The organism is Actinomadura sp. NPDC049382 (genome assembly GCF_040677125.1).
In the GTDB taxonomy this organism is placed as follows: Bacteria; Actinomycetota; Actinomycetes; order Streptosporangiales; family Streptosporangiaceae; genus Spirillospora; species Spirillospora geliboluensis.
Window position 1 is genome coordinate 75,063 of sequence record NZ_JBFARO010000022.1, and the last position, 24,918, is coordinate 99,980.

Consider the following 24,918-nt stretch of genomic DNA (forward strand, 5'->3'; position numbering starts at 1 on the left):
ATACCGTACAGGTGTGGACGAGATCTCCTGGCGGGAGGACGGCCGGGACCATCGCGTCCGCTGGCGGTCGGAGAGCGGCGCGCCGCCGCCGCGCCGCGTCGTGGTCGCGGACGACGAGACCCGCGCGGACGACGCCTACCGGCTGGCCTGCGAAGGCACCGCCCTGCTGTGGCGCGGCGACTTCCAGAACGCGCGGCAGCTCCTCACCGCGATGGCGCGCCGGATCGACCGGCCGCCGCGCCGGGCCAGGCGCAAGCCGGAACCGTCCCAGGTCCAGGCATTTCACCTGTACCGCCAGGCACGGGCCCAGCGCGCGCGGACGCTGGGCATGCTGCTCATACCGTTCGACCCGGGACACGTGATCCCGCTGCGTCGCGCACCGTCCGTCCAGGACGCCTGTACGGAGGCGTACGGGCCGGACGACCAGTCCTACGTGACGTCACTGCGCGAGTTGCTCGGGCTGATCGGCGCACATGAATGGCGTGTGAAGGGCGTGCCCATCCCAGCGCTGGGCGGCGACCGGATACACCCGCACTACGGCGTCTTCTCACCGGTCAGAGGGGAGTACGTCGACCTCGTCAACGAAGCGCCGCTCCCGTCCACCAAGACGGCGTTCGACATAGGCACCGGCACAGGTGTCCTGGCGGCGGTTCTAGCCCGTCGCGGTGTGGAGCACGTCGTCGCCACTGACCTCGACCCGCGCGCGCTTGCCTGCGCCCAGGAGAACGTCGACCGTCTGGACGTCGGGAAGCAGGTCGAGGTCGTCCGAGCCGACCTTTTCCCGGCAGGACGGGCCGGGCTCATCGTGTGCAACCCGCCCTGGGTGCCCGCCAAGCCCAGCTCGCCCCTGGAACACGCCGTCTACGACCCGGGCGGGCGGATGCTGCGCGGCTTCCTCACCGGCCTCGCCGGCCATCTCGAACCCGGCGGCGAAGGCTGGCTGATCCTGTCCGACCTGGCCGAACACCTCGGGCTCCGCACCCGCGACGACCTCCGCGCGCTGTTCGACGCGTCCGGTCTGGAGGTGGCCGGGAAGCTCGACACCAGGCCCGTCCATCCGCGCGCCGCCGACCCCGACGACCCGCTCCACGCGGCCCGCGCCGCCGAGACGACGTCCCTCTGGCGGCTGCGCCGCGCCCCCGCGTGACCCGCCCACCGCGGCCTCAGATGTGGCTGCGGTGGGCGGTCTCGGGGCCGATGACGCGCAGCAGCGCGAGGGCGTCGGCCGTGGAACTGCCGGGCGGCGGGGTGAAGGCGACGAGGCGCTGGTCCTCGGCCGGCGTGAGCAGGACCTCCGCGTCGAACTCGATCGGCCCGACCTGCGGATGCACCACCCTCATCCGGCTCGTGCGGCGGACGGCGACCTCGTGCAGATCCCACAGCCCGGCGAACTCGTCGCTGGCCGCGCGGAGCCGCCGCACGACGGCCCGCGCCGCCTCGTCGGCGCCGCGCCGCGCGACGGCGGCCCGCAGGTCGGCGACGTGCAGGCGGCTGTAGTGGTCGCGCTCCTCCGGCGGGTACGCCTCCCGGACGAACGGGTCGGTGAACCACCGCCAGACGATGTTGCGGTCGGGCCCGTCCACGGTGCAGACGCAGCCGAACAGGGCCTCGGACAGGGCGTTCTGCGCGAGCAGGTCGCCGAGGTCGCCGAGGATCTGCGCGGGCGTCTCGGTCAGCCGGTCGAGGAGGTACAGCAGGCCCGGCCGGACGTGCTCGCCGGCGAAGGGCCCGGCGGGCGGCCGGTGCCCGGCGAGGACGTACAGGTGGTCGCGCTCGTCCGCGGTCAGCCGCAGCGCGCGGGCGAGCGCGGCGAGGAGCTGGGTGGACGGCTGCGGGCTGCGGGCCTGCTCAAGGCGCATGTAGTAGTCCGCGGACATGCCCGCGAGCTGCGACACCTCCTCGCGGCGCAGCCCCGGCGTGCGCCGCCGCGGCCCCTCCGCCAGGCCGACGTCCCGCGGCCGCAGCCGCTCCCGGGAGCGGCGGAGGAAGTCGGCGAGGTCGCGCCGGTTCATGTCCATGCCTCCATGGTCCCCGCTCGGCCCCGCCCGAGCCTGGGACCGCTTGTCCTAGTCAGAACGGTCCGCTCCTCATCCGGGCCGTACGGCGGCAGGGTCGGGGGCATGACGAACCTGACCGTTGGAAACGCTCGCATCGCCTACCGCACGGAGGGCTCCGGCCCCGCCCTCGTCCTCGTCCACGGCGTGGGCCCCGGCTCGGCCATGTGGGACATGCTCACCGACCGCTTCACCGGCGGGCGCACCGTGGTCCTGCCCGACCTGGCCGGGTCCGATCCCGCCGAAGACGACGGCTCGCCGATCACCATCGAGGCGCTCGCGCACCAGGTCATCGCCGTGATCGAGGATCTCGGCACCGGCCCGGTGGACCTGCTGGGCTTCTCGCTGGGCGCGCCGACGGCCGCCGCCGCGGCCGCGCTGCGCCCCGACCTCGTCCGGCGGCTGATCCCCGTCGCGGGGTTCGCGCACAGCGAGGACGAGTACGTCCGGCAGCTGATCACGCTGTGGCTCACGCTCACCGGCAGCCCCGAGGGCTTCGCCAGGCTCGGGACGGTCACCTCCGCGAGCCGCGCCTTCCTGAACGCGATCGGGACGGAGGGGGCCGAGCAGCTCCACGGCTTCATGCGCCCCACGGACGGCATGCTGCGCCAGCTGGACCTCGTCCGGCGGGTCGACATCCGGGAGCTGCTCCCGAAGATCGAGGCGCCGACGCTGGTGATCGGCTGCACCGCGGACCAGACGATTCCGGTCGAGAACCACCGGGAACTGGCGGCCGGCATCGCGGGCAGCGAGTACACCGAGCTGGACACCGGGCACGTCGTCATGATGGAGCGGCCGCACGAGTTCGTGAAGCTCGTCCAGGACTTCCTCGACCGCCCCTAACGGGATTGCCGCCCCGCTCCACCGAGCACGATGGGGAACATGCGTCCCATCGATCAGCAGACCATCCTCATCACGGGCGCGACCGACGGCCTCGGTCGCGCCCTGGCCGCCCGGCTGGCCGCCGAAGGCGCGACGGTGCTCGTCCACGGGCGGGACGACCAGCGCGGCAAGGCGACCCTGCAGGAGATCGGCGGCCGGGCGTCCTGGTACCGGGCGGACCTGTCGTCGCTCGCCGAGACGCGCGCGCTCGCCGAGGCCGTCCGCGCCGACCACCCGCGCCTGGACGTGCTGGTCAACAACGCGGGCATCGGCGGGCCCGACTCGTGGCAGGCGAGCGCGGACGGCCACGAGCTGACGTTCGCGGTGAACTACCTGTCCGGCTACCTGCTGACCCGGCTGCTGCTGCCGACCCTGGTCGCGTCGGCGCCGGCCCGCGTCGTGAACGTCAGCAGCATCGGCCAGCAGGCGATCGACTTCGACGACGTCATGCTCACCCGCCGCTACCGGAGCTTCGGGGCGTACTGCCAGAGCAAGCTCGCCCAGGTCCTGTTCACCATCGACCTCGCCGACGAGCTGGCCGGGACGGGCGTCACCGCGAACGCCCTGCACCCGGCCACGTTCATGCCGACCAAGATGGTCCCGTCTCCGGTCAGCACGCTGGAGGAGGGCGTGGAGGCGACGCATCGCCTCGTCACCGATCCGGCACTGGACGGCGTCTCCGGCCGCTTCTTCGACGGCCTCCAAGAGGCTCGCGCGGACGAGCAGGCATACGACCCCGAAGCCCGCGCCCGCCTACGCGCCCTCTCAGACGACCTCACGTCCCCCTAGCTCGGGGACAGGGCGTGCTCGATCTCCCAGATCGGACGGACCTGGACGCGGGAGATGCGCCAGCCGTCCCGCGTCCGGACGGCCTCCAGCTCGTAGCGCTCGCCCAGCATGCGCGGCCCGTTCTCGCGAACGAAGACGACGAGGAGGTTCGCGCTGACCGTTGCGCAGTCTCCGTCGAGGTCGACGAGCGGATCGGTGATGAAGTGCTGGGTCGGCACCTCGTGGTTGCGGCGCGCCTGCGCGACGAGGGCGTCGATGCCCTTGGAGACGCCGCCGAGGGTGTGCGCCTCCGCGTCCTCGGTGAAGAGGGCGCGCCCGTCGCCGGGGCTCTTGTCGTCCAGCCACCGCCCGAGGCGGCTGACCAGCGTGGCGAGCTGCTGACGGTCGTCCATGACCCCTCCATTGATTGGTTACTCCAACATTGGTTAAGCCAACAATAGCGATCGTTGGCGCCCCCAACAACCCGCTAGACTGGACGGCATGACGACGGCCGACGCCCGGACGCCCGCCCGCCTCCGGCACGCCCCGAGCTGGCTGATCAGCCTGGTCGCCGCGCAGAGCCACCGCCTGGTCGGCGCCGGCTTCGCCCGCGCCGGCGCCCGCGGCTACCACTACCGGCTGCTCGCCGCCCTCGACGAATACGGCCCGGCCAGCCAGGCCGCCCTCGGCCGCCACACCGGCATCGACCGCAGCGACGTCGTCGCCGCGCTGAACGAACTCGCCGCCAAGGACCTGGTCGACCGCTCCCCCGACCCGTCCGACCGGCGCCGCAACGTCATCACGCTCACCGCGGCCGGCGCCCGCCACCTCCGCGAGCTGGACGAGGTGCTCACCGGCATCCAGGACGACCTCCTCGCCCCGCTGTCCCCGGCCGAACGCGAGCAGTTCACCGGCCTGCTCACCCGCCTCGCCGACCACCACGTGCCGGGCCGGTAAATCAGTCGCGACCGGCCGAAACCCGGCCGTAGGCTTGGCGCCTCCCCGCTCAAGGAGGCGCCTATGCCACCCGTGATCCGGCTCGTCGAACTGCCGGCCGCCGCGATGACCGCACTGCTCGACGGAGACCTCGCGAAGGCGAGCGCCGCCGCCGGCATCGCCCTCACCGGCTACTTCACGACCGACGAGGCGAAGGCGCTCTGGCGCTTCCGCCTCGACCAGATCGCGCGCGACCCGTCCCACGCCCCGTGGATCGTGCGCGCCGCCGTCGCCGAACCGGACGGGGACGTCGTCGGCCACGCCGGATTCCACGGCGCGCCCGAGAACGGCACGGTCACGATCGCCTACTCCGTCGACCCGGCGCACCGCCGCAAGGGCTACGCGCGCGCCATGCTCGCCGCCCTCCAGGAGCGTGCCGCCGCCGACCCGTCCGTCACCACCGTCCGCGCCACGATCAGCCCCGACAACCAGGCGTCCCTCGCCACGATCGCGGGCCGGGGCTTCACCTTCATCGGCGAGCAGTGGGACGAAGAGGACGGCCGCGAACTCATCTTCGACCGGCCCGCCCGTTGACCCCCGCCGCGCTCGATCTGCCGCGCTGGCAGTTCGACCTGACCTGGTCGCTGTTCGAGTACCACCTGGAGCGCCTCGTCCCCGAGGACTTCCTGTGGGAACCCGCCTCCACCTGCTGGACGATGCGTCAAGCCGCCGACGGAATGTGGACGGCGGACTGGGCCGACACCGAACCCGACCCCGTCCCCGTGCCCACCATCGCCTGGCTGAGCTGGCACATCGGCTGGTGGTGGGGCGTCACCACCGACCATCTCCAGGGCCGGACGCCGCGCGAACGCACGGAGATCGCATGGCCGGGCGCGAGCGAAGCCGTCGAATGGCTGCGGACCCTGCGCGGCGAATGGCTGACCGTCCTCGACCACCTCACCGACGCCGACCTGGACGCCCCCGCGCCCTTCCCCTGGCCGGACGACTCCGGATTCACCGTCGCCCACACCCTCGCCTGGGTGAACGCCGAACTGATGAAGAACGCCGCCGAGATCGGCCAACTCCGGATGCTCCGCGCCGTGTCACCCCGCTAGGACGCCCCGGCCGGATGGTCGCGCAGCCACTTCTGCGCCCGCGTCCGCGAAGCCCGCGAGAGCCACGCGTCCTGGACGACCTCGGTGAGCTCCCGCAATGTGAGCTCACCGATCCGGCTTCCCCGCAGCAGCACCGAGGGGTGGCCGTCGAAGTGCGGGGTCGTGAAGAACGGCGACGCCTCGTCCTGGACGAGCGCCAGCTTGTCGGACTCGGACGGCACCCAGAACACGATCACGTCCGGGTACCGCTCGCCCGTGCCCGGGTCCACCGCGTCGGGGCGCGGGTTGCGGAAGAACACGAACGACCTGCCCCCGACCTGGTAGACGGGGTTGCCGCCCGCCGCATGGGCGATCGTGACATGGGGCATTCCCGCGGCCAGCTCGTGCACGTCCTCGACCCGGGCGGGACGCTCGTCTGCGCGCATGCCCGCAGCGTAACCCCGGCCGCCGACTTCCTACGGCGACTCCACGGCCTGCGCGCCGAGGGCCTCCTGTTGGATCCGGTCGAACTGGGCGCCCATCGCCTCGGCCAGCGCGGTCGCCGCCGACAGCGGCCGCACCATCACGGTGAGATCGTCGATCAGCCCGTCCTCGTCGAGGTGCAGGAAGTCGCATCCGTGCACCTGGAGCCCGTTCACCGTCGCCTGGAACACCAGCGCGTGGTCGCGGCCGTCCGCGCTGACGATCTCCCGCACGTAGCGGATGTCCTGGAACACCCGCGCCGCGCCCCGCACGATCGCCGCGGTGATCGCCTTCCCCGCGTACGGCTTGAACACGACCGGACTCGTGAACACGGCGTCCTCCGCGAACAACGACTCCAGCGCGGCGATGTCACCGGCCTCCACGGCCCGGCGGAACGGATGCATGGGAGCGCCCCCCGATAGGAAACTAGTTGACTAGGTGCGGATGACACTAATCGCGCACTCGACCACTCGTCCAGAGCCCGCACCGATGACGCAGATCACAGCGCGTCCCGGCCATGCCCCCCGGCGAGCACACCCGCGACCACCGGAAACCCGCGCTCCGCGCCGCCGCTACGCTCGGACCCATGTCGCTGCGCAACGCGGTCCTGGCCACGCTCCTGGAGGGCGAGGCATCGGGATATGACCTGGCGAAGAGCTTCGACGCCGGGGTGGCCAACTTCTGGATGGCCACCCCGCAGCAGCTCTACCGGGAACTGGACAAGATGGCGGGCGAGGGCCTGATCCGGGCGCGCGTCGTCCAGCAGGAGCGCCGCCCCAACAAGCGCCTCTACTCCCTCACCGCCGCCGGCCGCCGCGCGCTCCACGACTTCACCGCCACCCCGCCGCGCCCCGGCGCGATCCGCGAGGAGCTGATGGTCCAGGTGCAGGCGGTGGACGCGGGCGACGTCCGCGCCGTCATGAACGCCATCCGCGAACGCATGACCTGGGCCGAATCCAAGGTCGCCCGCTTCGAACGCCTCCGCGCCCGCCTCCTGGACGGCCGCACCGAGGAAGAGCACCTCGCCACCGCCGACCGCATCGGCCCCTATCTCACCCTGATGCGCGGCCTGGCCTTCGAACGCGAGAACCTCCGCTGGTGCGAACAGGCCCTCGCCATCCTCACCCGCCGCACCCCCGCGCCCTGCCCGTCCGGCCTCGACACCTAGCGCGCGGCGGCGGCCCCGCCCGGCGGCGGGGCCGCGCCGAGTGTCAGGGGCGCTCGCCCGACTTCCCGACGACCCCGATGGCGACGCGCACCATGAGGCGCTGCAGCGTCCCCGCCTTCACCGTGACCGCGGGCCCGCCCTCCGACGCGAACGTTCGGGTCTTGACGGCGATCGCGCGTTCCCCGAGGTAGGCGTACGTCTTCGGATCGAGCAGCACCTCTTCGTGCAGCCACCCTTCGACCGTCAGGCCCAAGGCGATCGCCGGGCGGCCGGCGATCTCGACCTCGCCCTCCACCGGCGTCACCCCCGGGATCAGCTTGATCGCCCGGAAGATCGCCGCCTCGGTCTCCGGGGAGTGGGAGCTGTCGCGCAGGATCGTGACCAGCGTTTCGAAGGCCATCTGGTCGCCGCCCTCGCCACGGACCTTCCGCAGCAGCGCAGCGGGATCGCCGGGCAGCGGCTCGAACCTGCTCGCGACGGCCGAGGACACCAGCTCGTGCCCGGCCCTCAGCCTGCCGTCCTGGTAGGCGGCGTACTGCTTGCCGTCTCCGCGGCGCCACACCTCCCAGGTGTCGGTCTTGTACGGGCCCCCGATGACGATCCCCGCGGGCTTCGCCGACGACGTCAGCCGCATCTTCGTGTAGACCCACTGGCGCGGCGCGGCCTCCGCGGACGGCCTGGTCACGGCGACGGCCGCGGCCCGGTCGAGGACGTGCGCCGCCTCGGCCGGAGTACCGAGCGCGATCCGCGCGGGCGGCGCACCCTGCCCTCCGGGGTCGTCCGCCCCGCGCAGGGTGACCCCGGCCACGGCGACCGCCGCCAGCGCCCCGACCGCGGCGAGCCGCGCGCCCATCCGGAAGCGCGCCGGCTTCACCGCCCTCGGCTGCGGGCCGGTCTCGGCACGGATGACGTCCTCCATCAGGCTCCGCGCGGCCGGCCGGTCGGCGACCCCCGCCAGGGACTCGTCGCGGACGCGCGCCATCGACCGGACCAGCTCGTCGGTGGAGTGGAGCTTCATGTCAGAGACCTCCGTTCGGTGATGGGACGCGGCGCGGCCGCGGGCCTGGCATCGGAGCGCAGCGCGCGATCGAAGCGTTTGCGCGCCCGATGCAGCCGGACGCGCGCGGCGCCCGCCGAGCAGCCGAGGACCGCCGCGATGGCGGCATGGTCCAGCCCCTCCCAAGCGACGAGCCCGAGCAGCTCGCGGTCGTCGTCGGACAGCCGGCGGAACGCCGCGGCGATCGCCGACGCCTCCACCGGATCGGTCTCGACCGCCGCGATCTCGTCGCGCAGGCCCGTGGTCCGGCGGCGTCGCTGCGCCTCGCCCCGCCGGTGGTTGGCCAGCACCCGGCGCGCGACTCCGTACAGCCACAACCGCGCCCTGCCGCCGGACGGGATCTCGTCCAGCCGCCTCCAGGCGATCGTGAACGTTTCCGCCACCACGTCGGCGGCGTCGTCGGGGGACGCGCAGCGGCGCAGCACGTATCCCAGGATCGGCTCGTAGGTCGCGGCGTAGATCGCCTCGAACCTGGCCTCGCGGTCATCCATCGAAGCCCCGAGGACGGGGGCACCCACAGCGCACGTGTCTCTCCTTCACTACGGTGACACCCCGTACTTGTCGAGACCCCCGCCACCGTTACCGCGACAGTGGCATCGGAACCGCAGTGCTCTCAGTACGCGCTATGGCGCACGCCGCCCCTGCCTCGGCCAGGGCACGCCGCCGCCGGTTCGCCGCTACTGGGCCATGTCGACGAAGCGGCTGTAGTGGCCCTGGAACGCGACGGTGACCGTGGCGGTCGGGCCGTTGCGGTGCTTGGCGACGATCAGGTCGGCCTCACCGGCGCGCGGCGACTCCTTCTCATAGGCGTCCTCGCGATGCAGCAGGATCACCATGTCGGCGTCCTGCTCGATAGATCCCGATTCGCGTAGGTCGGACACCATGGGCTTTTTGTCCGTTCGCTGCTCGGGACCTCGGTTGAGCTGCGACAGCGCGATGACCGGGACGCCGAGTTCCTTGGCGAGGAGCTTCAGCGAGCGGGAGAACTCCGAGACCTCGACCTGGCGGCTCTCCACCCGCTTGCCGGACGTCATCAGCTGCAGGTAGTCGATGATGACGAGCCGCAGGTCGTGCTGCTGCTTGAGGCGGCGGCACTTCGCGCGGATCTCCATCATCGACATGTTGGGCGAGTCGTCGATGAACAGCGGCGCCTCGGCGACCTCGCTCATGCGGCGGGCGAGGCGCGTCCAGTCCTCGTCTTGCATGGTGCCGGACCGCATCGCGTGTAGCGCCACCCGCGCCTCGGCGGACAGCAGCCGCATCGTGATCTCGTTGCGGCCCATCTCCAGGCTGAAGAACGCCGAGGTCAGGCCGTGCTTGATGGACGCGGCGCGGGCGAAGTCGAGCGCGAGCGTCGAGTTGTGCGTCGGGACGCAGTGCCGCCCGGCCAGGTACATGTGGTCGTCGTTGTCGACCTGCACGCACCGCACGGGCACGCTCTCCACGGGGCGGACGTCCACGATGTACCGCACCCGGGCCTCGGGGGAGACGGTCTTCGGCTGCCGTGCCGCCTTGCGCGGCAGCCTGAACACCGTCTCGGCGGGCGTGAAGCCGATCTCGTGAACGGCCTCCTCTGCCGGGCCGGTCGTCGTCAGCTCGGCGCGGTGGCCCAGGCTGAGGATGAGTTCGTGCACCTCTGCGGCGAGCTCGGCGGAGGAGAAGGCGAGGTCGACGCGCCCGTCAGCGGCCACGTGGCCCCGGACGTCGAGCAGCCCGGCGAGCAGCGCCCGCCGCTGCGCCGCGGACGCCCGCATGTACCGGGCGGGGATGTGCCTGCCGTCGGACGGGCCGAGGCGGCGGTGCGTCCCGGGGAGCAGGTAGCAGCCGGGGACGGCCTCCTCGACGACCTGCGCGCCGGTCGCCTCCAGTTGAGCGACGACCTCGCGGTCAAGGCAGGTGATGCCGTCGGTTCCGGCCTCCCCGGCGCCGAGCAGCACGCCCAGGACGTACGGGTCGACGGGCAGTTCGGCCTCCGGGAGGTCGAAGGCGCCGGCGACCTCCACGGTGTGGGCGGGACGGCCCGCGTGCCGGAGCGACGCGAACACCTGCTCGGTCGTCCGGATCCGCGAGTGGATGCGCCCGGCCCGCATGTCCTGCGGCGGGACGGCGATGGCGCGGTGACGGCGATGGGCCGCCTTGCGCGTCTCGGTGTCCGCACTGGTGATCTCGGATGGCTGCGCGAAGCCCCTGTCGAGGCGGCCGCGACGTCGGGCCGTCCACTTCGGGGAGCATTCGCTCGGCCCACCGCACCGGGCGTTCCCCTTCGACCGGTCGCGGCCGGAGGCGCGACTTCCGGTGGCGGCGAGGAGACCGAGGGCATGTGGGACTGACCCGACCCCGGTTCCGAAGCGTCCGATCGAGCCACCGCGCTCCCCGGAGAGGACCATGGGGAAGATCGTTCCGATGTCCATCGGTTCGCTGCTCGAGACCACGTCTTCACGGACGTGGCCGGCGCGAGCCGCTCCGGCATCGGCGGCGACCCAGCCCCCGCTCGCGAGCTGCGGCGCGGCATCGGACGAGGATGGAGCGTCGCCGCCCATGACCGTCGACGTGCGCCACTGGTGCTGGGCGTCGGCGACGATGACTTCCCCGTCGGAGAACTCGACCTCGTAGCAGGGACGGCCGTACATCACGTCCGTCGCGGCGACCACGCGGGTCGGTTTGCCGTCGGCTCCGATCAGATGGTCACCGACGGACACTTGCCCCATGGTCGTCCACCCGGAAGGGGTGGGAAGTGGGGCATTCACGCTCAAAGCCTTGCCCATGGCGGGGCGTGCCGCCACGACGATCATCTGGCCGGGGTGGAGGCCGTTGGTGAGGGCGTCGAGGTCGGCGAAGCCGGTGGGGCAGCCGACCATCTGGCCGCCGCGGCTGCCGATGGCCTCGATCTCGTCCAGGGCGCCGGGCATGATCTCCGACAGGGCGACGTAGTCCTCGCCGGCGCGCTTCTCGGCGATGGCGAAGACCTCGGCCTGGGCGCGGTCGAGGACCTCGTCGGCGTCGGCGCCGTCCGCCGCGTAGCCCATCTGGACGATGCGGGTGCCGGTCTCCACCAGGCGGCGCAGGATCGCCCGCTCGTGGACGATCTTGGCGTAGTACCCGGCGTTGGCCGCGGTGGGTACCAGGGAGATCAGGGTGTGCAGGTAGGGGGCGCCGCCGATCCGGGCGATCTCGCCGTTCTTGGTGAGCTCGCCGGCGACGGTGACGGCGTCGGCCGGGTCGCCGCGGCCGTAGAGGTCGAGGATGACGTCGTAGATGATCTGGTGCGCGGGCCGGTAGAAGTCGGGGGTGCGCAGCAGCTCGACGACCTCGGCGATGGCGTCCTGGGAGAGCAGCATGCCGCCGAGGACGCCCTGCTCCGCCGAGATGTCGTGCGGCGGGGTGCGTTCGAACTCGTGCTCCTGCGGTCCGATGTCGGCCACGCTCACCGTCGCACCCCCTTCATCTCGGCCGCCGGCGGCCCCGTCCGCCCATCGCCGACCGTTCATCTCACGTCTACCTGACGCGTCGGACATTCTCGCGAGGCCGCGCGGCCGGGGGCAAAGCAGCCTGTGGACAACCCTGTGGACTGCCTGTGCAGACACGCCGTTAGGGTTGTGCACTACCTGTGGACAACTTTGTGGATTTCCCGTGGACGACTCCCGGTCCATATGGCTGACCTGCGGCAACGTCATCCACCGGCTGTGCGGGAAAGAAAGTCGGCCGTCCCCGCCCATGTAAGGCTTGAAGTTCTTAGGAGAGTTACCCCGGTGGTAACCTCGGCGCGGTGACGACTTCCCGGCGGCTCGCGACCGCGCACGACCGCGAGATCCTGCGCCTCGCCGTGCCGGCCTTCGGCGCGCTCGTGGCCGAGCCGCTGTTCCTGCTCTCGGACTCGGCGATCGTCGGGCATCTCGGCACCGCCCAGCTCGGCGGGCTCGGAGTCGCCGGCCAGGCCCTCAACACCCTCGTCTACCTCTGCGTCTTCCTCGCCTACGGCACCACCGCCGGGGTCGCGCGGCAGGTCGGCGCCGGCGACATGCGCGCCGCGATCAGGCAGGGCATCGACGGCATGTGGCTGGCGGTCGCCATCGGCGCGGTGCTGATCGTCGCCGGCTGGCCGCTCGTCCCATGGATCGTGGACGCGTTCGGTGCGTCCCCCTCTGTGACGCCGTACGCCGTGACCTACCTCAGGGTTAGCCTCTTCGGCATCCCCTCCATGCTGCTGGTCCTCGCCGGTACCGGCGTCCTGCGCGGCCTCCAGGACACGCGCACGCCGCTCGCCGTCTCCATCGGCGGGTTCACGGCGAACCTGCTGCTCAACGTGCTGTTCGTGATCGTCCTGGGCTGGGGGATCGCCGGGTCGGCCTGGGGCACCGTCCTCGCCCAGACGGGCAGCGCGGTCGTCTACACGGCCGTCGTCCTGCGCGCGGCACGCCGCCATGGGGCCTCCGTCCGCCCCGACCTGGACGGGCTGCGGACGTCCGCCACGGCGGGCTTCGGCCTCCTGGTGCGGACGGCGGCGCTCCGCATCGTCCTCATCGTGGGCACGTCGATCGCCGCCCGGATGGGGGACGAGGAGATCGCCGCCTACCAGGTCGGCTTCCAGGTGTGGACGCTGCTGGCGTTCGCGCTCGACGCCATCGCGATCGCCGGGCAGGCCATCACCGGGCGCTACCTGGGCGCGTCCGACGTCCAGGGCACCCGGGCGATCACGCGCCGGATGGTCTGGTGGGGCGTCGGCTGCGGCATCGTGTTCGGCCTGCTCATCCTCGCCGTGCGCCCGTGGCTCCCCGGCCTGTTCACCGGGGACGGCGACGTCCGCGACCTACTGCTCGCCTCGCTGCTCCTGGTCGCGCTGCTGCAGCCGGTGGCGGGCGTGGTGTTCGTTCTGGACGGCATCCTGATCGGCGCCGGCGACGGCGCCTACCTCGCCGCGACCACGCTGATCGCGACGATCGTCTTCCTCCCCGCCGCGATCGTCCTGTTCCGGGCGGACGCGGGCATCATCGGGCTGTGGCTCGCGATCGGGCTGTGGATGCTGACCCGGATGATCACCCTCGGCCTGCGCGCACGCGGCGACCGCTGGATGGTCACCGGAGCCGTCCGCTGACCGCCCAGGCAAAATCCTGGGAATCGCACCCGCACCACCGACCCCACCCGCTACGATTCGAACATGTGTTCCACACACGGCGAGCGGATGGCCCGGCTGACGCAGGCGATCGACGACCTGGCGGCCGAGGGCCTGGCCGGGCTGCCTCCGGAGACCCTGGTGGAACGCGTCGCGGGCATCTGGTCCCTGATCGAGGGCATCGACCCCGAGATAGCCCGCCGCCGAACCCGCTACACGACCCCCGACACATGACCACAGCCCGCCCCTGACAAGCCCACCTCGTGCCCGATAAGCCAGAACCGCCGCCCGACACCCGTCCCGCACCATCACCCTGAGCCACAGTCGCGCCCAGTCGGCATCGCCCCGACGGACGTTTCGCCTGAGGGAAGGGTCAGGTCAGGTCGTCGATGGACGGCAGCACCGACAGGATGGAGCCGTCGTTGGCGTTGCTCTGGCTCGGGTTGGACGTCTCCAGGCGTTCGGCGACCGCACGCCGTAGTTCGGGCAGCCGCGCGTAGAGCCTGTCGCCCGGGCATGACGTCTTGTTGTAGTCGCGGTGCCCGACGATTGCCTCGGCCGGGTCCAGGTTGTACTGTCGGCACAGCCACACGCACACCTCCACCAGCGAACCCCACAGCTTGCCGGGAACCGCCCGCGACGTGTACGTCCCCTCGTTCTCGATGCCGATCGTGTGCTGGTTGTGGTGCAGGACCTGCGCCCCCACCGCGAGTTCGCCGTCGCGGATCGCCTTCAGGCTGCGGTTGCGGCCCTCCATCACGATGCCGCCACGGCTGATGGTGAGCTGCTGGCCGGCGTCGTCCCAGCCGTTCTTGTCCATGTGGAAGTTCTGGATGTACCGCGACAGGTTGAACGCGTGGGACAGCGACAGGTCGCTGGTGTTGGCCGTGGCGGTGTGGTGCACGATGATGTGGTCCGGCGCCCGCTTCAGGACCTTGGCCCCCCGCTTCGGCGATCTCGCGTTCCACTGCGCGCGCGTGTAGATGTGCGGGGTCTCCGCCCTGAAGTGGCCGGGGGCCATGATCCCCTCGTCCGCCATGGCCCCGTTCCGGAGTGGCGACGCCATGGAGAGCATCTCCAGCAGGCCGGCCCCCGCCAGGCCGCCGATGATCGCCCGCCGCGTCACCGGCAGGCCGCGCCGGTCCCGGTCGTCCGCGCCGTCCCCCGAATGCGCGATCACACCGTCCCCCTCATTCCGGATCAACTGATCACGGAACGTCATGGCCGCTCTGACGATCACCCAAACACAGGGCGGTTCAGGGACGTTTCACATGAAACCCAGCGCACGATCCCTCCCTTTGGACCGCGTTCGCCCTGCTCTTGTGCAAGAGATTGCGGGATCCAAAGCCGCCCCGCCCACGGAGTCAGCGGGAGGCGGGAGACGATGAGCTGCGCACAGGCGAGCGGAGGGTGGACGCGAAACGGCCCCCGAGCCTGTGTGGGCTCGGGGGCCGTTCGGTGGTGCGGTGGAGCGTCAGCCCTCGACGACGTTGACGTCGATCGTGGCGCTGACGTCGCTGTGCAGGCGCACGCTGACCCGGTGGGTGCCGACGGTCTTGATCGGGTTGCCGATCTCGATGCGGCGGCGGTCCAGGTCGGGGCCGTCGGCGGCGCGGACCGCGGCGGCGATGTCGGCGGCGGTCACCGCGCCGAACAGGCGGCCGTTGCTGCCGGTCCGGGTGCGCAGCGTGACGCGCAGGCCGCCGAGCTGGTCGGCGACCTCCTTGGCGTGCTCGACGGTCGCGATCTCGCGAGCCGAACGCGCCTTCTTGATGGAGTCGATCTCCTTCTCCGCGCCCCGGGTCCACTTGATCGCGAACCCGCGCGGGACGAGGTAGTTGCGGCCGTAGCCGTCGCGGACCTCGATGACGTCACCGGGCTCGCCGAGCCCGGAGACCTGCTGGGTCAGGATGAGCTTCATGATCTTTCCCCCTGCCTCAGCGCGCGGTGCTGGTGTACGGCAGCAGCGCCATCTCGCGGGCGTTCTTGATCGCCGTGGCGACGTCCCGCTGGTGCTGGGTGCAGTTGCCGGTCACCCGCCGAGCACGGATCTTGCCGCGGTCGGAGATGAACTTCCGCAGCAGGACCGTGTCCTTGTAGTCGACGTAGGAGATCTTCTCCTGGCAGAAAACGCAAACCTTCTTCTTCGGCTTGCGGGGAGGTGGCTTCGCCATCGTGGTGCTCCTTTGGGAGAGCCCCGCTCACGCGGGAATGGACGTGTACTGGATGGTGTCGTGGTCGCGCCGGAGCGTCGGGTCCTAGAACGGCGGGTCGTCGGAGTAGCCGCCGCCACCGCCGCCGGTGGCCCACGGGTCCGCCGGGGCGCCGCCCTGCTGGCCGCCTCCGAAGCCGCCGCCGCCCTGCTGGCCGCCGCCGCCTCCGAAGCCGCCGTCCTGGCCGCCGCCGCCGAATCCGCCGCCGCCCTGGCCGCCACCGCCGCCGAAGCCGCCGCCACCGCCCTGCCGCTGGGTCTTGTTGACCTTGGCGGTGGCGTTGCGCAGCGACGGGCCGACCTCGTCGACCTCGATCTCGAAGACGGTGCGCTTCTCACCCTCGCGGGTCTCGTACGACCGCTGCTTGAGGCGTCCCTGGACGATGACCCGCATGCCGCGCTGCAGGGTCTCGGCGACGTTCTCGGCGGCCTGCCGCCAGACGTTGCAGGTCAGGAACAGGGCTTCGCCGTCCTTCCAGTCGCCCGACTGGCGGTCGAAGAACCGCGGGGTCGAGGCGATGCGGAAGGACGCGACGGCCTGGCCGCTCGGGGTGAAGCGGAGATTCGGGTCCTCGACGAGGTTCCCGACGATCGTGATTACGGTGTCGCCTGCCATGGGGCTCGCTCCGGCTGATGAGAGGGCTGAGCCTGGCTCAGTGGACCTCGGGGCGGATGACCTTGGTGCGGAGGATCGACTCGCTCAGGTTGAGCTGCCGGTCGAGCTCCTTGACCGTGGCAGGCTCGGCCGAAAGGTCGATCACCGCGTAGATGCCTTCGGACTTCTTCTGGATCTCGTACGCCAGGCGCTTGCGGCCCCAGACGTCGACGTTCTCGACGCTGCCGCCGCCGTCCCGGACGACCTTCAGGAACGGCTCGAGCGCCGCGTTCGCGGTGCGCTCGTCGATGGCGGGGTCGAGGATGGTCATGAGTTCGTAACGACGCATGCTGTGTCCCTACCTCCTCTGGACTGGTGCGGTCACGGTCTCTCCGTGACAGGAGGGCTCTTGCGTCCGCCGCGGCGGTGCCGGACCCCGGATTGCCGGGCGCACCTGCCGCGAGACCGATACAGGCTACCAACAGTCGGCAGCGTACGAGCCGGTTCCCGTAGTGGAGCGCCAGCGGAACGAAGGGAGCCGGCTCGTACCGCCCTTGTCGGGGGTGTGGGGGTCGCCCCCCACAGGCCGGCTGCGCGCCGGTTCCCGCCTTCAGTGGCGTTGGTGGGCCGGGTGGGTGGGTCTGGTGCAGCGGCGGCGTTCCAGTTCGGCCATGATGTCGGCCATGCGGGCGCGCATGCGGGCGGTCTGGGTCGTCAGCAGGGACAGCTCCTCGACGAGCTCCGCGTCGCCAATGAGCCCCAACTCCGCTTTCGTCACGGTGTGCAACCTCCTGCTCTCCCCCGCTTCCCCTCGGGGGCCGGACCGAGCCGGTGTTCTCGAATCCATGTTCGACAGTACCGGGTGCCGCCGACATTTTCCGACCGCCCACACCGGTTGATCTTTGCTCGGGCTGGGAATTCCTTTATGGGCATGGTCCGTCCGGTCCCGCGTTCACCATGCGCCCCAAGCGCGGGAGCACCACCTGAGGAGGATCCGATGCCACAGGAGGCAACCGACGCCCGGCGGACGCCGGCCCGCGCCGGCACCAAGCAGGAGCCCCGCCGGCTGCAGGGCGTCCTGGCGGTGGCGGCCATCACCATCGGCGTCGCCGCCCTGTTCCTGGGGTGGTTCCCCGAGACGCACTTCCCCGGTGCCGTGCTGGGCGTGATCGGGCTGCCGCTCTCGCTGTACTCGCAGCTGATCTCGGCGACGACCAACGAGCGGTGGCTGAACGTGATCGGCATGATCACCGCGTTCGTCGGCACCGGCTTCGCGCTGAGCAACGGGGGCTTCTCGCTCTGACGCGTCCCGGGTGTCGGAGGGCGCGGATAGGCTCGTCGGCATGCGCATCGGAGCCCACGTCGACCAGCAGCACCCGCTCGACAACGCCCGCGCGGTCGGGGCGGACGTCGTCCAGTTCTTCCTGGGCGACCCGCAGGGCTGGAAGAAGCCCGTCCTGCCGGAGGGCGTCGAGGCGCTGGCGGGTTCCGGCGTGGACGTGTACGTGCACGCTCCGTACACGATCAACGTCGCGACGTCCAACAACCGGATCCGCATCCCGAGCCGCAAGAACCTCACGCAGCAGCTGGAGGCGGCCGCGTCCATCGGGGCGAAGGCGCTGATCGTGCACGGCGGGCACGTGCTGAAGGACGACGACCCCGAGACGGGCTTCGAGAACTGGCGGAAGGTGTTCGAGCGGGTCGAGTGTCCGATTCCGGTCTACATCGAGAACACCGCGGGCGGCGGGAACGCCATGGCGCGCAAGTTCGACCGCATCGCCCGGCTGTGGGAGGTGCTGTCCGGGGTTCCGGGGCTGGACGGCAAGCTCGGCTTCTGCCTCGACACCTGCCACGCGCACGCGGCCGGCGAGGAACTGGTGGACGCCGTCGACAGGATCAAGGCCATAACCGGCCGCGTCGACCTGGTGCACTGCAACGACAGCCGGGACGCGTTCGGGTCGGGCGCCGACCGGCACGCCAACCTCGGCAGCGGCAGCATCGACCCCGAGCTGATCCTCACCGTGGTAAGGGCCGCGGGCGCCCCGGTGGTGGTGGAGACGCCCGCCGCGGGGCAGGCCGACGACATCGCCTGGCTGCGTTCCAAGCTCTGAGGGGCGGAGTCGCTGGAACCCGCGCAGCGTGCGCGGCATCTAACCCGGGTGCAACCAGCCTGACGACAAAATCCGAAGGTCACGTCACACTGGCATAATCCGGAATCCAGCCCTCAGCGCACGCGCGTCCTCTCCGGCGGCGGGCGCGCGAACCGATCGGGAAGCACATGGCACAGCCCCCTTACGACCCCTACGGCTACGGGTCGCAGGACCCCTACGCGCAGTCCTACTCCCAGCCCCCGGCCGTGCAGCACCACTACTACGGGGCTTCGATGCCGGTCGCCCCGCCGACCAACGGGATGGCGACGGCGTCGCTGGTGTGCGGGCTGATCGGGTTCTTCGCGTGCGGTGTCACGTCCGTCCTGGCGGTCATCTTCGGGCACGTGTCGCTGAGCCAGATCAAGCGGACCGGCGAGGGCGGCCACGGCATGGCCGTCACCGGCCTGATCCTCGGCTACCTGATCAGCGCCGGCTGGCTGCTGATCCTGCTCTTCTACATCCTCGGCATCGCGATGTTCGCCGCGAGCACCAGCAGCACGTACTGACCGCTCAGGCCAGCCGAGGGACGCCCGCCACCTCCACCCCTACGCTGGACATCAGCACCGTCATGGGGGTGGACGTGGCGCGCCACGCCTTGACCGCGTCGCCGAACACGTCGAGGACCATCCGCAGCGACTTGTGGTCGGTGTCGGCCAGTTCGGCCCAGGACTCGTACAGCACCAGGTAGCCGTGCTTCGCGGGCGCCCACGACAGGTCCTTGAGGACGGCGGAGAGGTCGTCCCAGTCGCCGCCGGCCAGCGCCGGCGCCTCGAACACCGCGGCGCACACCCGGAGGAACCCGGCCTTGTCGCGGGCGCGGCGGCCGTCGAGGTGGAACCCGCGCCAGCCGGCCTCCTCGGCCCGCTCCGTCCAGCCGGTGTCGCCGACCGCGCCCGGTACCGGGGCCGTCCGCCACTGGTAGACGCCCGGCTCCAGCCGTCCCGCGAGCAGCTCGTTCAGTGCTTGGTTCGCGTCCACGTCCTCTCCCCGGCTGTTCCCGCGTCCCCGCGATCCGTCCACGGGGGGCCGGGCCGACCCCCGCCCGCCGCGAGCAGTTCCCCGGCATACGGCAGAAAATCCCCCCATACAGGCAGATTCCGGCCACGAAACGTCCCGCGCGACGCCCGCGATCGTCGCACACCGCCCTCGTGCCGCCGATGCGACGCGCTGACCAGGAACGATGCGGTGGCGGAGTACCCGGCGGACGTACCGTGACGCCCGGTGACCCGGAGTATCCACCGGCCGGGGAGAGTATTGGGCTTGAGTCTCCAGCGGGTGGAGGGCACAGGGTGAGGGGCATGGACGGCGACGCCTTGTACACGATCGGGGAGCTGGCGCGGCGCACCGGGCTCTCGGTGCGGACGATCCGGTTCTACTCCGACGAAGGCGTCGTGCCGCCCACCTGCCGTACCGAAGCCGGCTACCGGCTCTACGACGCGGAGGCCGCCGCGCGCCTCGACCTGGTGCGGACGCTGCGCGACCTCGGCGTCGACCTCGGCACGATCCAGCGGGTGCTGGCCCGCGAGATCGGGGTCGGGGAGGTCGCGGCGGCGCACGCGGAGGCGCTGGACGTGCAGATCCGGACGCTCCGGCTGCGCCGGGCCGTGCTGCGGGCGGTGGCGAAACGCGGATCCACCCCGGAGGAGATCGAGATCATGAACAAGCTGGCCCGGCTGTCCGACGAGGAGCGCCGGCGGATCATCACCGACTTCATCGACGAGTCGTTCGCCGGGCTCGACGTGAACCCCGACTTCGAGGCGAAGATGCGGTCCGGGCTGCCCGAGCTGCCGGACGACCCCGCGCCCGAGCAGGTCGACGCCTGGGTCGAGCTGGCCGAGCTGGTCGGCGACCCGGGGTTCCGGGCGTCGGTGCGGCGGATGGCCGAGTACCAGGCCGCCCAGATCGAGAGGGGCGGCTACCCGGAGGACCCGGAGGGCCTCGGCCGGGTGACGGGGGAGAAGATCGCGGCGGCGATCGCGGACGGGATCGAGCCCGCCTCGGACGCGGCCCGTCCGGTCGTCGACGAGCTGGTGGCCGCCTACGCGGCTGCCTACGGCGCCGCGGACGGCGCCGAGTTCCGGCGGGAGCTGCTGCAGCAGATCGAGATCGGTACCGACCCGCGCGCGGAGCGGTACTGGCAGCTGATCGCCGTCATCAACGGCTGGCCGAGCTGGCCCGCGATGACTCCGTCGTTCGAGTGGTTCGCCGAGGCGCTGCGCAACCGGCTCACCTGAGCCGAGCGAGCGTCACCGGCGGGTCAGGACGGTGCTGGGACGCCGGCGCGGTGGTGAGCGCCGCGCCAGCGTCCCAGCGACACCACGTCCGCGGCGCCGTCGAGGACGCCGCCCGCCGGGTCGTCCACACCGTTCGCCCGGACGATGTCACCGGACGGCCGCAAGATGTCCCAGACCACAAGGGCTGCCAACACCAGGACGGTCACGAACCGGGCCAGCAGAGCCAGCGAGTACACGTCCTGGCTGATGCCGCCTTCGGGTGCGTCCATGCTCAGCACAGCCGACATGGTGTCGGACAGGTTCGCGCCCTGCGTCTGCCCGGACACCGACAGCAGGAACCACCAGATGCCGAAGAAGTAGATGATTTCGCCGATCTGCCATGCGACGAACGCGGGCAGCTTAGGACGAGCCAACACCGCGAGCGGCAGCAGCCAAAGGACGTACTGCGGCGACCAGACCTTGTTCGGCAGCATGAACGCGACGAGGACCAGGAACAGCAGTTGCGCGAGCCGCGGGCGGCGCGGCGCGGCGAGCGCGAGGACGGCGATACCGGCGGCGAGGACGAGGAACGTCCCGGTGCCGAGCAGGTTGAGCAGGTCGGTGTCGCCGGCGGGTTCCGGCAGCCCGTGGTCCTGCAGGACGAAGAAGATCGAGCCCCAGTCGACGCCGCGCTTCTGGCTGAAGGTGTAGAACTCCAGCCAGCCGTCCCACGCGAAGACCATCACCGGCAGGTTGACCAGCAGCCACGCGCCCGCGGTGCCGGCGAGGAGCCGACCCATCGCGCGCCACTGACCGGCGCGGACGCACAGCAGGACGAGCGGGCCGAGGAACAGCAGCGGGTAGAACTTCGCGGCGATCGCCAGCCCGAGCAGCGCGCCCGCGAGCGCCGGGCGGCGCGCCGACCAGGCGGCGACCGCGAGCGCCGACAGCGCGACCGCGAGCAGGTCCCAGTTGATGTAGGCGGTGAGCAGGAGCGCGGGGGACAGCGCCACCATCAGGCCGACGCGCAGCGAGCGGCGCCCCGCCGCGTACGCCGTGGCGAGGACGGCCACGACCGCGAGGACGGCGAGGAGGAGCGCCGTGACGTTGTAGAACGCCATCCCGCGCCCGTCCTCCCCGAAGGGACGGACGAGCCACGCCACCAGCTGCATGAAGCCGCCGCTGAGCACCGGGTACTCGACGTAGTGGATGTCGGACCCTTGCAACGCGTCGAAGTAGGGGAGCTTGCCGTCGTTCAGCCCGCGCACGTAGTAGAGCGGGTAGATGTCGGTGTAGCAGGCGTTCGTCGTCGTCTTGAGGAAGTCGAACCGCGCCGACGCACAGGGCTGCTTCTGCAGCCAGCCGAGGAGGCACACCAGGGCGGTGAGGCCCGTCAGCACCGGCGCGAGCCGCATCAGCCGGCCGGGCGGGTGCGATCCGGGGCGGCCGTCCGCCGCGTCGCTGCCGGCGGACATCGCGAGCCCCTCAGAAGACGACGACATGGACAGCAAGACTATTCGTCCCGGACGGCACCGGCGATCACGCGACCGGATGCCGGCCGGAGAAAGGCCGGAGGCCGGCCGGAGAAAAAGGGGACGGCCCGGAGCCGCGAGGGCTCCGGGCCGTCCGCCCGGTGTCGGGCCGTGCTATGCGCCGCTCTCGGTCTCCGGGTTCGGGGGTTCCTGATCCCGGCAGGCCGGGTGGTTGCGGTTCTGCGGTTTCGCGCACCACCAGCCCTTGTCGCCCTCGGGCGGCAGGTTCGGGTTGCAGCCGTCCGGCCTGCCGAACATGTCGCAGGGCTGGTTCTCGGGCGCCGGCGGCGTCGGCGACGTCGGCGTGGACGGCGTGGACGACGGGCAGCCCGGCTGCTGGTTCGGCTGCCCGGGCCGGCAGCTCGGCGAGGTCGTCGGGCTCGGCGAGTTCGTCGGGGACGGAGCCGGCTTCGCCTTCGCCCACGGGGCGAGCTGGCCCACGTTGGCGGGCGGCGGGAACTGGCTGATCTCCTTGCCCTCGAGCGCCTTCAGCATGAAGCGCTTGAACAGCTCGGCCGGGACCGTACCACCGTAGACCTGGTTGTAGCCGCCGACGCCGATCAGCGACTTGCGGTTGCCGTTCTTGTCCTGCCGCCACATCGCCGCCGACGTCGCCAACTCCGGCGTGTAGCCGACGAACCAGGCGGACTTGTTCTCGTCCGTAGTACCGGTCTTACCGGCGACCGGGCGGGAGCCGAGGCTCGCCCGGGTACCGGTACCGCCGGTCTGGACGACCGCCTGCATCGCGGACGTGGCGTCCGCGGCCACACCCTCGGAGAAGGCCCGCGTCGGCTTCTGCCAGGGCAGCTTGTCGAGCGGCTTGTTCTCGTTGTTCACGACCGTGTGGCCCTTGGCGTCCGTGATCTTCGCGATCACGTGCGCGGCGCGGTGCTCGCCGCCGGACGCGAACGTCGCGTAGACCGACGCCATCGTGACCGCGCTGGCGTCGATGACGCCGAGCGGCAGCGAGGTGTAGGTCGGGTCGAGGCTCGGGGTCTTCTCCGGGATGCCCATCTTCTTGGCCATGTCGACCACGTTCGACAGCTGGACCTTCTGCCCCAGCTCGACGTACGCGGTGTTGATCGACATCGCGGTCATCTGCTTGAGGTTGTAGATGCCGTTCTCGGACGTGCTGTCGTTCGTGAACGTCGCGCCGTTGATCGTCCGCTTGTAGCGGCCGTCCATCGTCGTCTTCAGGCTGATGCCCTGGTCGAGCGCGGTCGCCAGCACGATCGGCTTGAACGACGAACCCGGCTGCACCTTGCCCTGGAAGGAGTTGTCGAACGCCTGCTTGCGGAAGTCGGGACCGCCGTAGGCGGCGACCACGCCGCCCGTCTTCGGGTCGACCGACGCGAGCCCGAACCAGATGTCCGACTTAAGGTTGTTCTCCTTCTTGATCTGCTTGACGAGCTTGTTGGTGTAGTCCTGCAGTTCCTTGTCGAACGTGGTCTTGATCCGGAGGCCGCCGGTCGCGAGCCGCTGCCGGTCGATGCCGAGCGACTCCAGCTCGTTGACCACGCGCGCCTGGAGGTAGCCGGCGTTCGGGTCGTCCGGCGCGTCGCTCCACTCCTTCTGCGTCTGCGGGAACTTCGCCGCGGAGCGCTTGGTCTGGTCGAGCCAGCCCTTCTCGACCATCCCGTCGAGGACGTAGTTCCAGCGGTTGACCAGCGCCTGCTTGGCCGGGTTGGACGTCGGGCCGTAGGTGGCGAAGTAGCCGGGCCGCTGGATCAGCGCGGCGAGCATCGCCGCCTGGTACTCGTTGATCTCGGTGACGGGCTTGTGGAAGTAGGCGCGGGACGCCGCCTGGATGCCGTACGAGTCGCGCCCGAACGGGACGACGTTGAGGTACAGCTCAAGGATCTTCTTCTTGTCCATCTCCTTGCCCATCCGGATGGAGATGAGGATTTCCTTGAGCTTGCGGCTGACCGTGCGGTCCTGGCTGAGGTTCGCCCAGTAGTTGCGGGCCAGCTGCTGGGTGATCGTCGAGGCGCCGGCGACCTCGCCGCCGGTCGCGGCGCGGAACACCGCGCCCGCGATGCCGGTCGGGGAGATGCCCGGCTCGCTCCAGAAGTTGCGGTCCTCCGCGGCGAGCACCGCGTTCACCACGAAGTCGGGCACCTTGTCGAGCGCTATGTCCTCGCGGTGGGTGCCGATCCGGGCGAGCGTCGACCCGTCGCTGTAGGTGATCACCGATTCCTGGCGGAGCGCGTCCTGCTGCGCCTTGGTCGGGAGCGGCGTGTTGGCGTAGGCGACCACGACGAGGACGGCCATGCCGAGGATCATCACGCTGACGACCGCGACCATGATCTTCCAGGACGGGACGTAGCGCCGCCAGCCGGTCTTCTCCGGTTCGCCCGGGCGCTTCTCGCGCCGGGGACGGCCGCGGCCGCGGCCGCGCTCCTCGTCGTCCCAGAAGCCGCCGGGGCCGCCCGGACCGCCGGGCCCACCGGGACCGCGCCCGCCGGGACCGCCGGGGCCACCCGGCCCACCGGGACCGCCGGGACCGCCCGGGCCGCCGGGACCGCGGCGCACCGGCGGCGGACCGCCGGGCCCCGACCGCGACGCCGCCGGCGCCCCGCGGCGCCGCCCGCCGCCGGGCGCGCCCGTCCGGGGAGGCCCGCCGCGCTGCCCGCCCGACCTGCCACCGGGACGCGGCGTCCTGCC

General features: G+C 71.5%; 29 protein-coding genes. 13 read left to right on the forward strand and 16 right to left on the reverse strand.

Translation table 11 applies throughout. From position 1 onward, the window contains the following. Positions 1 to 13: 13 nt before the first annotated feature. The gene (locus AB0K34_RS16550; RefSeq protein WP_301173834.1) at positions 14 to 1,147 is read left to right on the forward strand and encodes a class I SAM-dependent methyltransferase; all 1,134 of its coding nucleotides are present in this window, start codon (positions 14 to 16) and stop codon (positions 1,145 to 1,147) included. Positions 1,148 to 1,163: 16 nt separating this feature from the next. Here the strand turns inward: AB0K34_RS16550 and AB0K34_RS16555 are convergent, their stop codons facing one another. Beyond that, on the reverse strand, positions 1,164 to 2,018 hold the full coding sequence (locus AB0K34_RS16555; RefSeq protein WP_138636761.1) for a helix-turn-helix domain-containing protein: 855 nt from the start codon (positions 2,016 to 2,018) through the stop codon (positions 1,164 to 1,166). 102 nt (positions 2,019 to 2,120) lie between these two features. Here AB0K34_RS16555 and AB0K34_RS16560 point away from each other — a divergent pair, with 102 nt between their 5' ends. Then, on the forward strand, positions 2,121 to 2,897 hold the full coding sequence (locus AB0K34_RS16560; protein ID WP_301173833.1) for an alpha/beta hydrolase: 777 nt from the start codon (positions 2,121 to 2,123) through the stop codon (positions 2,895 to 2,897). Between the two features lie 39 nt (positions 2,898 to 2,936). After that, positions 2,937 to 3,725, forward strand: a complete 789-nt coding sequence (locus AB0K34_RS16565; protein WP_301173832.1) for an SDR family NAD(P)-dependent oxidoreductase — start codon at positions 2,937 to 2,939, stop codon at positions 3,723 to 3,725. Here AB0K34_RS16565 and AB0K34_RS16570 read toward each other — a convergent pair. Further along, entirely contained in the window at positions 3,722 to 4,117 is a 396-nt protein-coding gene (locus AB0K34_RS16570) for a nuclear transport factor 2 family protein (protein WP_301173831.1), read from the reverse strand. The genes AB0K34_RS16565 and AB0K34_RS16570 overlap by 4 nt on opposite strands. Before the next feature lie 88 nt (positions 4,118 to 4,205). Here AB0K34_RS16570 and AB0K34_RS16575 point away from each other — a divergent pair, with 88 nt between their 5' ends. The 3 genes from AB0K34_RS16575 (at position 4,206) to AB0K34_RS16585 (ending at position 5,755) form a co-directional block, all read left to right on the forward strand. Continuing rightward, a complete protein-coding gene (locus tag AB0K34_RS16575) occupies positions 4,206 to 4,661 on the forward strand; it encodes a MarR family transcriptional regulator (protein WP_301173830.1) in 456 nt (151 codons plus the stop codon). 63 nt (positions 4,662 to 4,724) lie between these two features. Beyond that, positions 4,725 to 5,234, forward strand: coding sequence for a GNAT family protein (locus AB0K34_RS16580; RefSeq protein WP_301173829.1), 510 nt, complete (start codon positions 4,725 to 4,727; stop codon positions 5,232 to 5,234). Further along, positions 5,231 to 5,755 (forward strand): DinB family protein, encoded by a 525-nt coding sequence (locus AB0K34_RS16585; protein ID WP_301173828.1) that lies wholly within the window; start codon positions 5,231 to 5,233, stop codon positions 5,753 to 5,755. Before AB0K34_RS16580 ends, AB0K34_RS16585 begins: the two co-directional genes overlap by 4 nt. Here the strand turns inward: AB0K34_RS16585 and AB0K34_RS16590 are convergent. Then, positions 5,752 to 6,180: a hypothetical protein gene (locus AB0K34_RS16590; protein ID WP_138636755.1), complete on the reverse strand. Its 429-nt coding sequence runs from the start codon at positions 6,178 to 6,180 to the stop codon at positions 5,752 to 5,754. The genes AB0K34_RS16585 and AB0K34_RS16590 overlap by 4 nt on opposite strands. 30 nt (positions 6,181 to 6,210) lie before the next feature. Further along, a complete protein-coding gene (locus AB0K34_RS16595; protein ID WP_364549408.1) occupies positions 6,211 to 6,621 on the reverse strand; it encodes a nuclear transport factor 2 family protein in 411 nt (136 codons plus the stop codon). A 182-nt stretch (positions 6,622 to 6,803) separates the two neighbouring features. On the opposite strand from AB0K34_RS16595, the gene AB0K34_RS16600 reads away from it, so the two are divergent. Further along, on the forward strand, positions 6,804 to 7,385 hold the full coding sequence (locus AB0K34_RS16600) for a PadR family transcriptional regulator (RefSeq protein WP_171069021.1): 582 nt from the start codon (positions 6,804 to 6,806) through the stop codon (positions 7,383 to 7,385). A 43-nt stretch (positions 7,386 to 7,428) separates the two neighbouring features. Here AB0K34_RS16600 and AB0K34_RS16605 read toward each other — a convergent pair whose 3' ends face one another. The 3 genes from AB0K34_RS16605 to dnaB all read right to left on the reverse strand — a co-directional run bounded on the left by AB0K34_RS16605 (position 7,429) and on the right by dnaB (position 11,870). After that, the gene (locus AB0K34_RS16605; protein WP_364549411.1) at positions 7,429 to 8,403 is read right to left on the reverse strand and encodes a CU044_5270 family protein; all 975 of its coding nucleotides are present in this window, start codon (positions 8,401 to 8,403) and stop codon (positions 7,429 to 7,431) included. Further along, positions 8,400 to 8,933 carry a sigma-70 family RNA polymerase sigma factor gene (locus tag AB0K34_RS16610; RefSeq protein ID WP_364549414.1) on the reverse strand — a complete coding sequence of 178 codons (534 nt, stop codon included), beginning with the start codon at positions 8,931 to 8,933 and terminating at the stop codon, positions 8,400 to 8,402. Before AB0K34_RS16610 ends, AB0K34_RS16605 begins: the two co-directional genes overlap by 4 nt. A 186-nt stretch (positions 8,934 to 9,119) precedes the next feature. Then, positions 9,120 to 11,870, reverse strand: coding sequence for a replicative DNA helicase (gene dnaB / locus AB0K34_RS16615; protein WP_301173820.1), 2,751 nt, complete (start codon positions 11,868 to 11,870; stop codon positions 9,120 to 9,122). A gap of 338 nt (positions 11,871 to 12,208) precedes the next feature. On the opposite strand from dnaB, the gene AB0K34_RS16620 reads away from it, so the two are divergent. Together AB0K34_RS16620 and AB0K34_RS16625 are read left to right on the forward strand one after the other, a co-directional pair. Further along, entirely contained in the window at positions 12,209 to 13,534 is a 1,326-nt protein-coding gene (locus tag AB0K34_RS16620) for an MATE family efflux transporter (protein ID WP_301173819.1), read from the forward strand. Positions 13,535 to 13,597: 63 nt separating this feature from the next. Next, positions 13,598 to 13,786, forward strand: a complete 189-nt coding sequence (locus tag AB0K34_RS16625; protein WP_131944373.1) for a hypothetical protein — start codon at positions 13,598 to 13,600, stop codon at positions 13,784 to 13,786. A gap of 139 nt (positions 13,787 to 13,925) precedes the next feature. On the opposite strand, the gene AB0K34_RS16630 is transcribed toward AB0K34_RS16625, so the two are convergent. From AB0K34_RS16630 to AB0K34_RS16655, 6 genes are all read right to left on the reverse strand, one after another. Next, a complete protein-coding gene (locus tag AB0K34_RS16630; protein ID WP_301173915.1) occupies positions 13,926 to 14,591 on the reverse strand; it encodes a peptidoglycan recognition family protein in 666 nt (221 codons plus the stop codon). Positions 14,592 to 15,026: 435 nt separating this feature from the next. Continuing rightward, complete coding sequence (gene rplI / locus AB0K34_RS16635; RefSeq protein ID WP_138636749.1) at positions 15,027 to 15,473, reverse strand: 50S ribosomal protein L9; 447 nt, start codon at positions 15,471 to 15,473, stop codon at positions 15,027 to 15,029. A gap of 16 nt (positions 15,474 to 15,489) precedes the next feature. Next, positions 15,490 to 15,726 carry a 30S ribosomal protein S18 gene (gene rpsR / locus AB0K34_RS16640; RefSeq protein WP_026403973.1) on the reverse strand — a complete coding sequence of 79 codons (237 nt, stop codon included), beginning with the start codon at positions 15,724 to 15,726 and terminating at the stop codon, positions 15,490 to 15,492. A gap of 84 nt (positions 15,727 to 15,810) precedes the next feature. Further along, the gene (locus AB0K34_RS16645; protein ID WP_138636748.1) at positions 15,811 to 16,380 is read right to left on the reverse strand and encodes a single-stranded DNA-binding protein; all 570 of its coding nucleotides are present in this window, start codon (positions 16,378 to 16,380) and stop codon (positions 15,811 to 15,813) included. 37 nt (positions 16,381 to 16,417) lie between these two features. Further along, the gene (rpsF, locus tag AB0K34_RS16650) at positions 16,418 to 16,708 is read right to left on the reverse strand and encodes a 30S ribosomal protein S6 (RefSeq protein ID WP_138636747.1); all 291 of its coding nucleotides are present in this window, start codon (positions 16,706 to 16,708) and stop codon (positions 16,418 to 16,420) included. A 261-nt stretch (positions 16,709 to 16,969) separates the two neighbouring features. Continuing rightward, positions 16,970 to 17,137 (reverse strand): hypothetical protein, encoded by a 168-nt coding sequence (locus AB0K34_RS16655; RefSeq protein WP_301173818.1) that lies wholly within the window; start codon positions 17,135 to 17,137, stop codon positions 16,970 to 16,972. 219 nt (positions 17,138 to 17,356) lie between these two features. On the opposite strand from AB0K34_RS16655, the gene AB0K34_RS16660 reads away from it, so the two are divergent. The 3 genes from AB0K34_RS16660 (at position 17,357) to AB0K34_RS16670 (ending at position 19,015) form a co-directional block, all read left to right on the forward strand. Continuing rightward, positions 17,357 to 17,662 carry a hypothetical protein gene (locus tag AB0K34_RS16660; protein WP_301173817.1) on the forward strand — a complete coding sequence of 102 codons (306 nt, stop codon included), beginning with the start codon at positions 17,357 to 17,359 and terminating at the stop codon, positions 17,660 to 17,662. Between the two features lie 40 nt (positions 17,663 to 17,702). After that, positions 17,703 to 18,470 carry a deoxyribonuclease IV gene (locus AB0K34_RS16665; protein ID WP_301173816.1) on the forward strand — a complete coding sequence of 256 codons (768 nt, stop codon included), beginning with the start codon at positions 17,703 to 17,705 and terminating at the stop codon, positions 18,468 to 18,470. A 167-nt stretch (positions 18,471 to 18,637) separates the two neighbouring features. Then, on the forward strand, positions 18,638 to 19,015 hold the full coding sequence (locus tag AB0K34_RS16670) for a DUF4190 domain-containing protein (protein ID WP_301173815.1): 378 nt from the start codon (positions 18,638 to 18,640) through the stop codon (positions 19,013 to 19,015). Between the two features lie 4 nt (positions 19,016 to 19,019). Here the strand turns inward: AB0K34_RS16670 and AB0K34_RS16675 are convergent, their stop codons facing one another. Next, complete coding sequence (locus AB0K34_RS16675) at positions 19,020 to 19,487, reverse strand: barstar family protein (RefSeq protein WP_171068972.1); 468 nt, start codon at positions 19,485 to 19,487, stop codon at positions 19,020 to 19,022. 320 nt (positions 19,488 to 19,807) lie between these two features. Between AB0K34_RS16675 and AB0K34_RS16680 the strand changes: the two genes are divergently transcribed. Then, positions 19,808 to 20,743: a MerR family transcriptional regulator gene (locus AB0K34_RS16680; protein ID WP_138636276.1), complete on the forward strand. Its 936-nt coding sequence runs from the start codon at positions 19,808 to 19,810 to the stop codon at positions 20,741 to 20,743. Positions 20,744 to 20,766: 23 nt separating this feature from the next. On the opposite strand, the gene AB0K34_RS16685 is transcribed toward AB0K34_RS16680, so the two are convergent. Continuing rightward, positions 20,767 to 22,224: a glycosyltransferase 87 family protein gene (locus AB0K34_RS16685; RefSeq protein ID WP_301173814.1), complete on the reverse strand. Its 1,458-nt coding sequence runs from the start codon at positions 22,222 to 22,224 to the stop codon at positions 20,767 to 20,769. Between the two features lie 144 nt (positions 22,225 to 22,368). Beyond that, positions 22,369 to 24,918, reverse strand: a 2,550-nt coding sequence (locus AB0K34_RS16690; RefSeq protein WP_364549425.1) for a transglycosylase domain-containing protein, incomplete at its 5' end; no start/stop codon positions are given.

Bases quoted from the DNA above. Each gene is read 5' to 3' on its own strand.
- AB0K34_RS16630 (WP_301173915.1), bottom strand. From the start codon at position 14,591: ATGGCGGACGAGGGGATCATGGCCCCCGGCCACTTCAGGGCGGAGACC.
- AB0K34_RS16560 (WP_301173833.1), top strand. From the start codon at position 2,121: ATGACGAACCTGACCGTTGGAAACGCTCGCATCGCCTACCGCACGGAG.
- rpsF (WP_138636747.1), bottom strand. From the start codon at position 16,708: ATGCGTCGTTACGAACTCATGACCATCCTCGACCCCGCCATCGACGAG.
- AB0K34_RS16605 (WP_364549411.1), bottom strand. From the start codon at position 8,403: ATGAAGCTCCACTCCACCGACGAGCTGGTCCGGTCGATGGCGCGCGTC.
- AB0K34_RS16590 (WP_138636755.1), bottom strand. From the start codon at position 6,180: ATGCGCGCAGACGAGCGTCCCGCCCGGGTCGAGGACGTGCACGAGCTG.
- AB0K34_RS16575 (WP_301173830.1), top strand. From the start codon at position 4,206: ATGACGACGGCCGACGCCCGGACGCCCGCCCGCCTCCGGCACGCCCCG.
- AB0K34_RS16685 (WP_301173814.1), bottom strand. From the start codon at position 22,224: ATGTCGTCGTCTTCTGAGGGGCTCGCGATGTCCGCCGGCAGCGACGCG.
- AB0K34_RS16645 (WP_138636748.1), bottom strand. From the start codon at position 16,380: ATGGCAGGCGACACCGTAATCACGATCGTCGGGAACCTCGTCGAGGAC.
- rplI (WP_138636749.1), bottom strand. From the start codon at position 15,473: ATGAAGCTCATCCTGACCCAGCAGGTCTCCGGGCTCGGCGAGCCCGGT.
- AB0K34_RS16610 (WP_364549414.1), bottom strand. From the start codon at position 8,933: ATGGATGACCGCGAGGCCAGGTTCGAGGCGATCTACGCCGCGACCTAC.
- AB0K34_RS16565 (WP_301173832.1), top strand. From the start codon at position 2,937: ATGCGTCCCATCGATCAGCAGACCATCCTCATCACGGGCGCGACCGAC.
- AB0K34_RS16665 (WP_301173816.1), top strand. From the start codon at position 17,703: ATGCGCATCGGAGCCCACGTCGACCAGCAGCACCCGCTCGACAACGCC.
- AB0K34_RS16670 (WP_301173815.1), top strand. From the start codon at position 18,638: ATGGCACAGCCCCCTTACGACCCCTACGGCTACGGGTCGCAGGACCCC.
- AB0K34_RS16660 (WP_301173817.1), top strand. From the start codon at position 17,357: ATGCCACAGGAGGCAACCGACGCCCGGCGGACGCCGGCCCGCGCCGGC.
- AB0K34_RS16625 (WP_131944373.1), top strand. From the start codon at position 13,598: ATGTGTTCCACACACGGCGAGCGGATGGCCCGGCTGACGCAGGCGATC.
- AB0K34_RS16555 (WP_138636761.1), bottom strand. From the start codon at position 2,018: ATGGACATGAACCGGCGCGACCTCGCCGACTTCCTCCGCCGCTCCCGG.
- AB0K34_RS16570 (WP_301173831.1), bottom strand. From the start codon at position 4,117: ATGGACGACCGTCAGCAGCTCGCCACGCTGGTCAGCCGCCTCGGGCGG.
- AB0K34_RS16595 (WP_364549408.1), bottom strand. From the start codon at position 6,621: ATGCATCCGTTCCGCCGGGCCGTGGAGGCCGGTGACATCGCCGCGCTG.
- rpsR (WP_026403973.1), bottom strand. From the start codon at position 15,726: ATGGCGAAGCCACCTCCCCGCAAGCCGAAGAAGAAGGTTTGCGTTTTC.
- AB0K34_RS16680 (WP_138636276.1), top strand. From the start codon at position 19,808: ATGGACGGCGACGCCTTGTACACGATCGGGGAGCTGGCGCGGCGCACC.
- AB0K34_RS16600 (WP_171069021.1), top strand. From the start codon at position 6,804: ATGTCGCTGCGCAACGCGGTCCTGGCCACGCTCCTGGAGGGCGAGGCA.
- AB0K34_RS16580 (WP_301173829.1), top strand. From the start codon at position 4,725: ATGCCACCCGTGATCCGGCTCGTCGAACTGCCGGCCGCCGCGATGACC.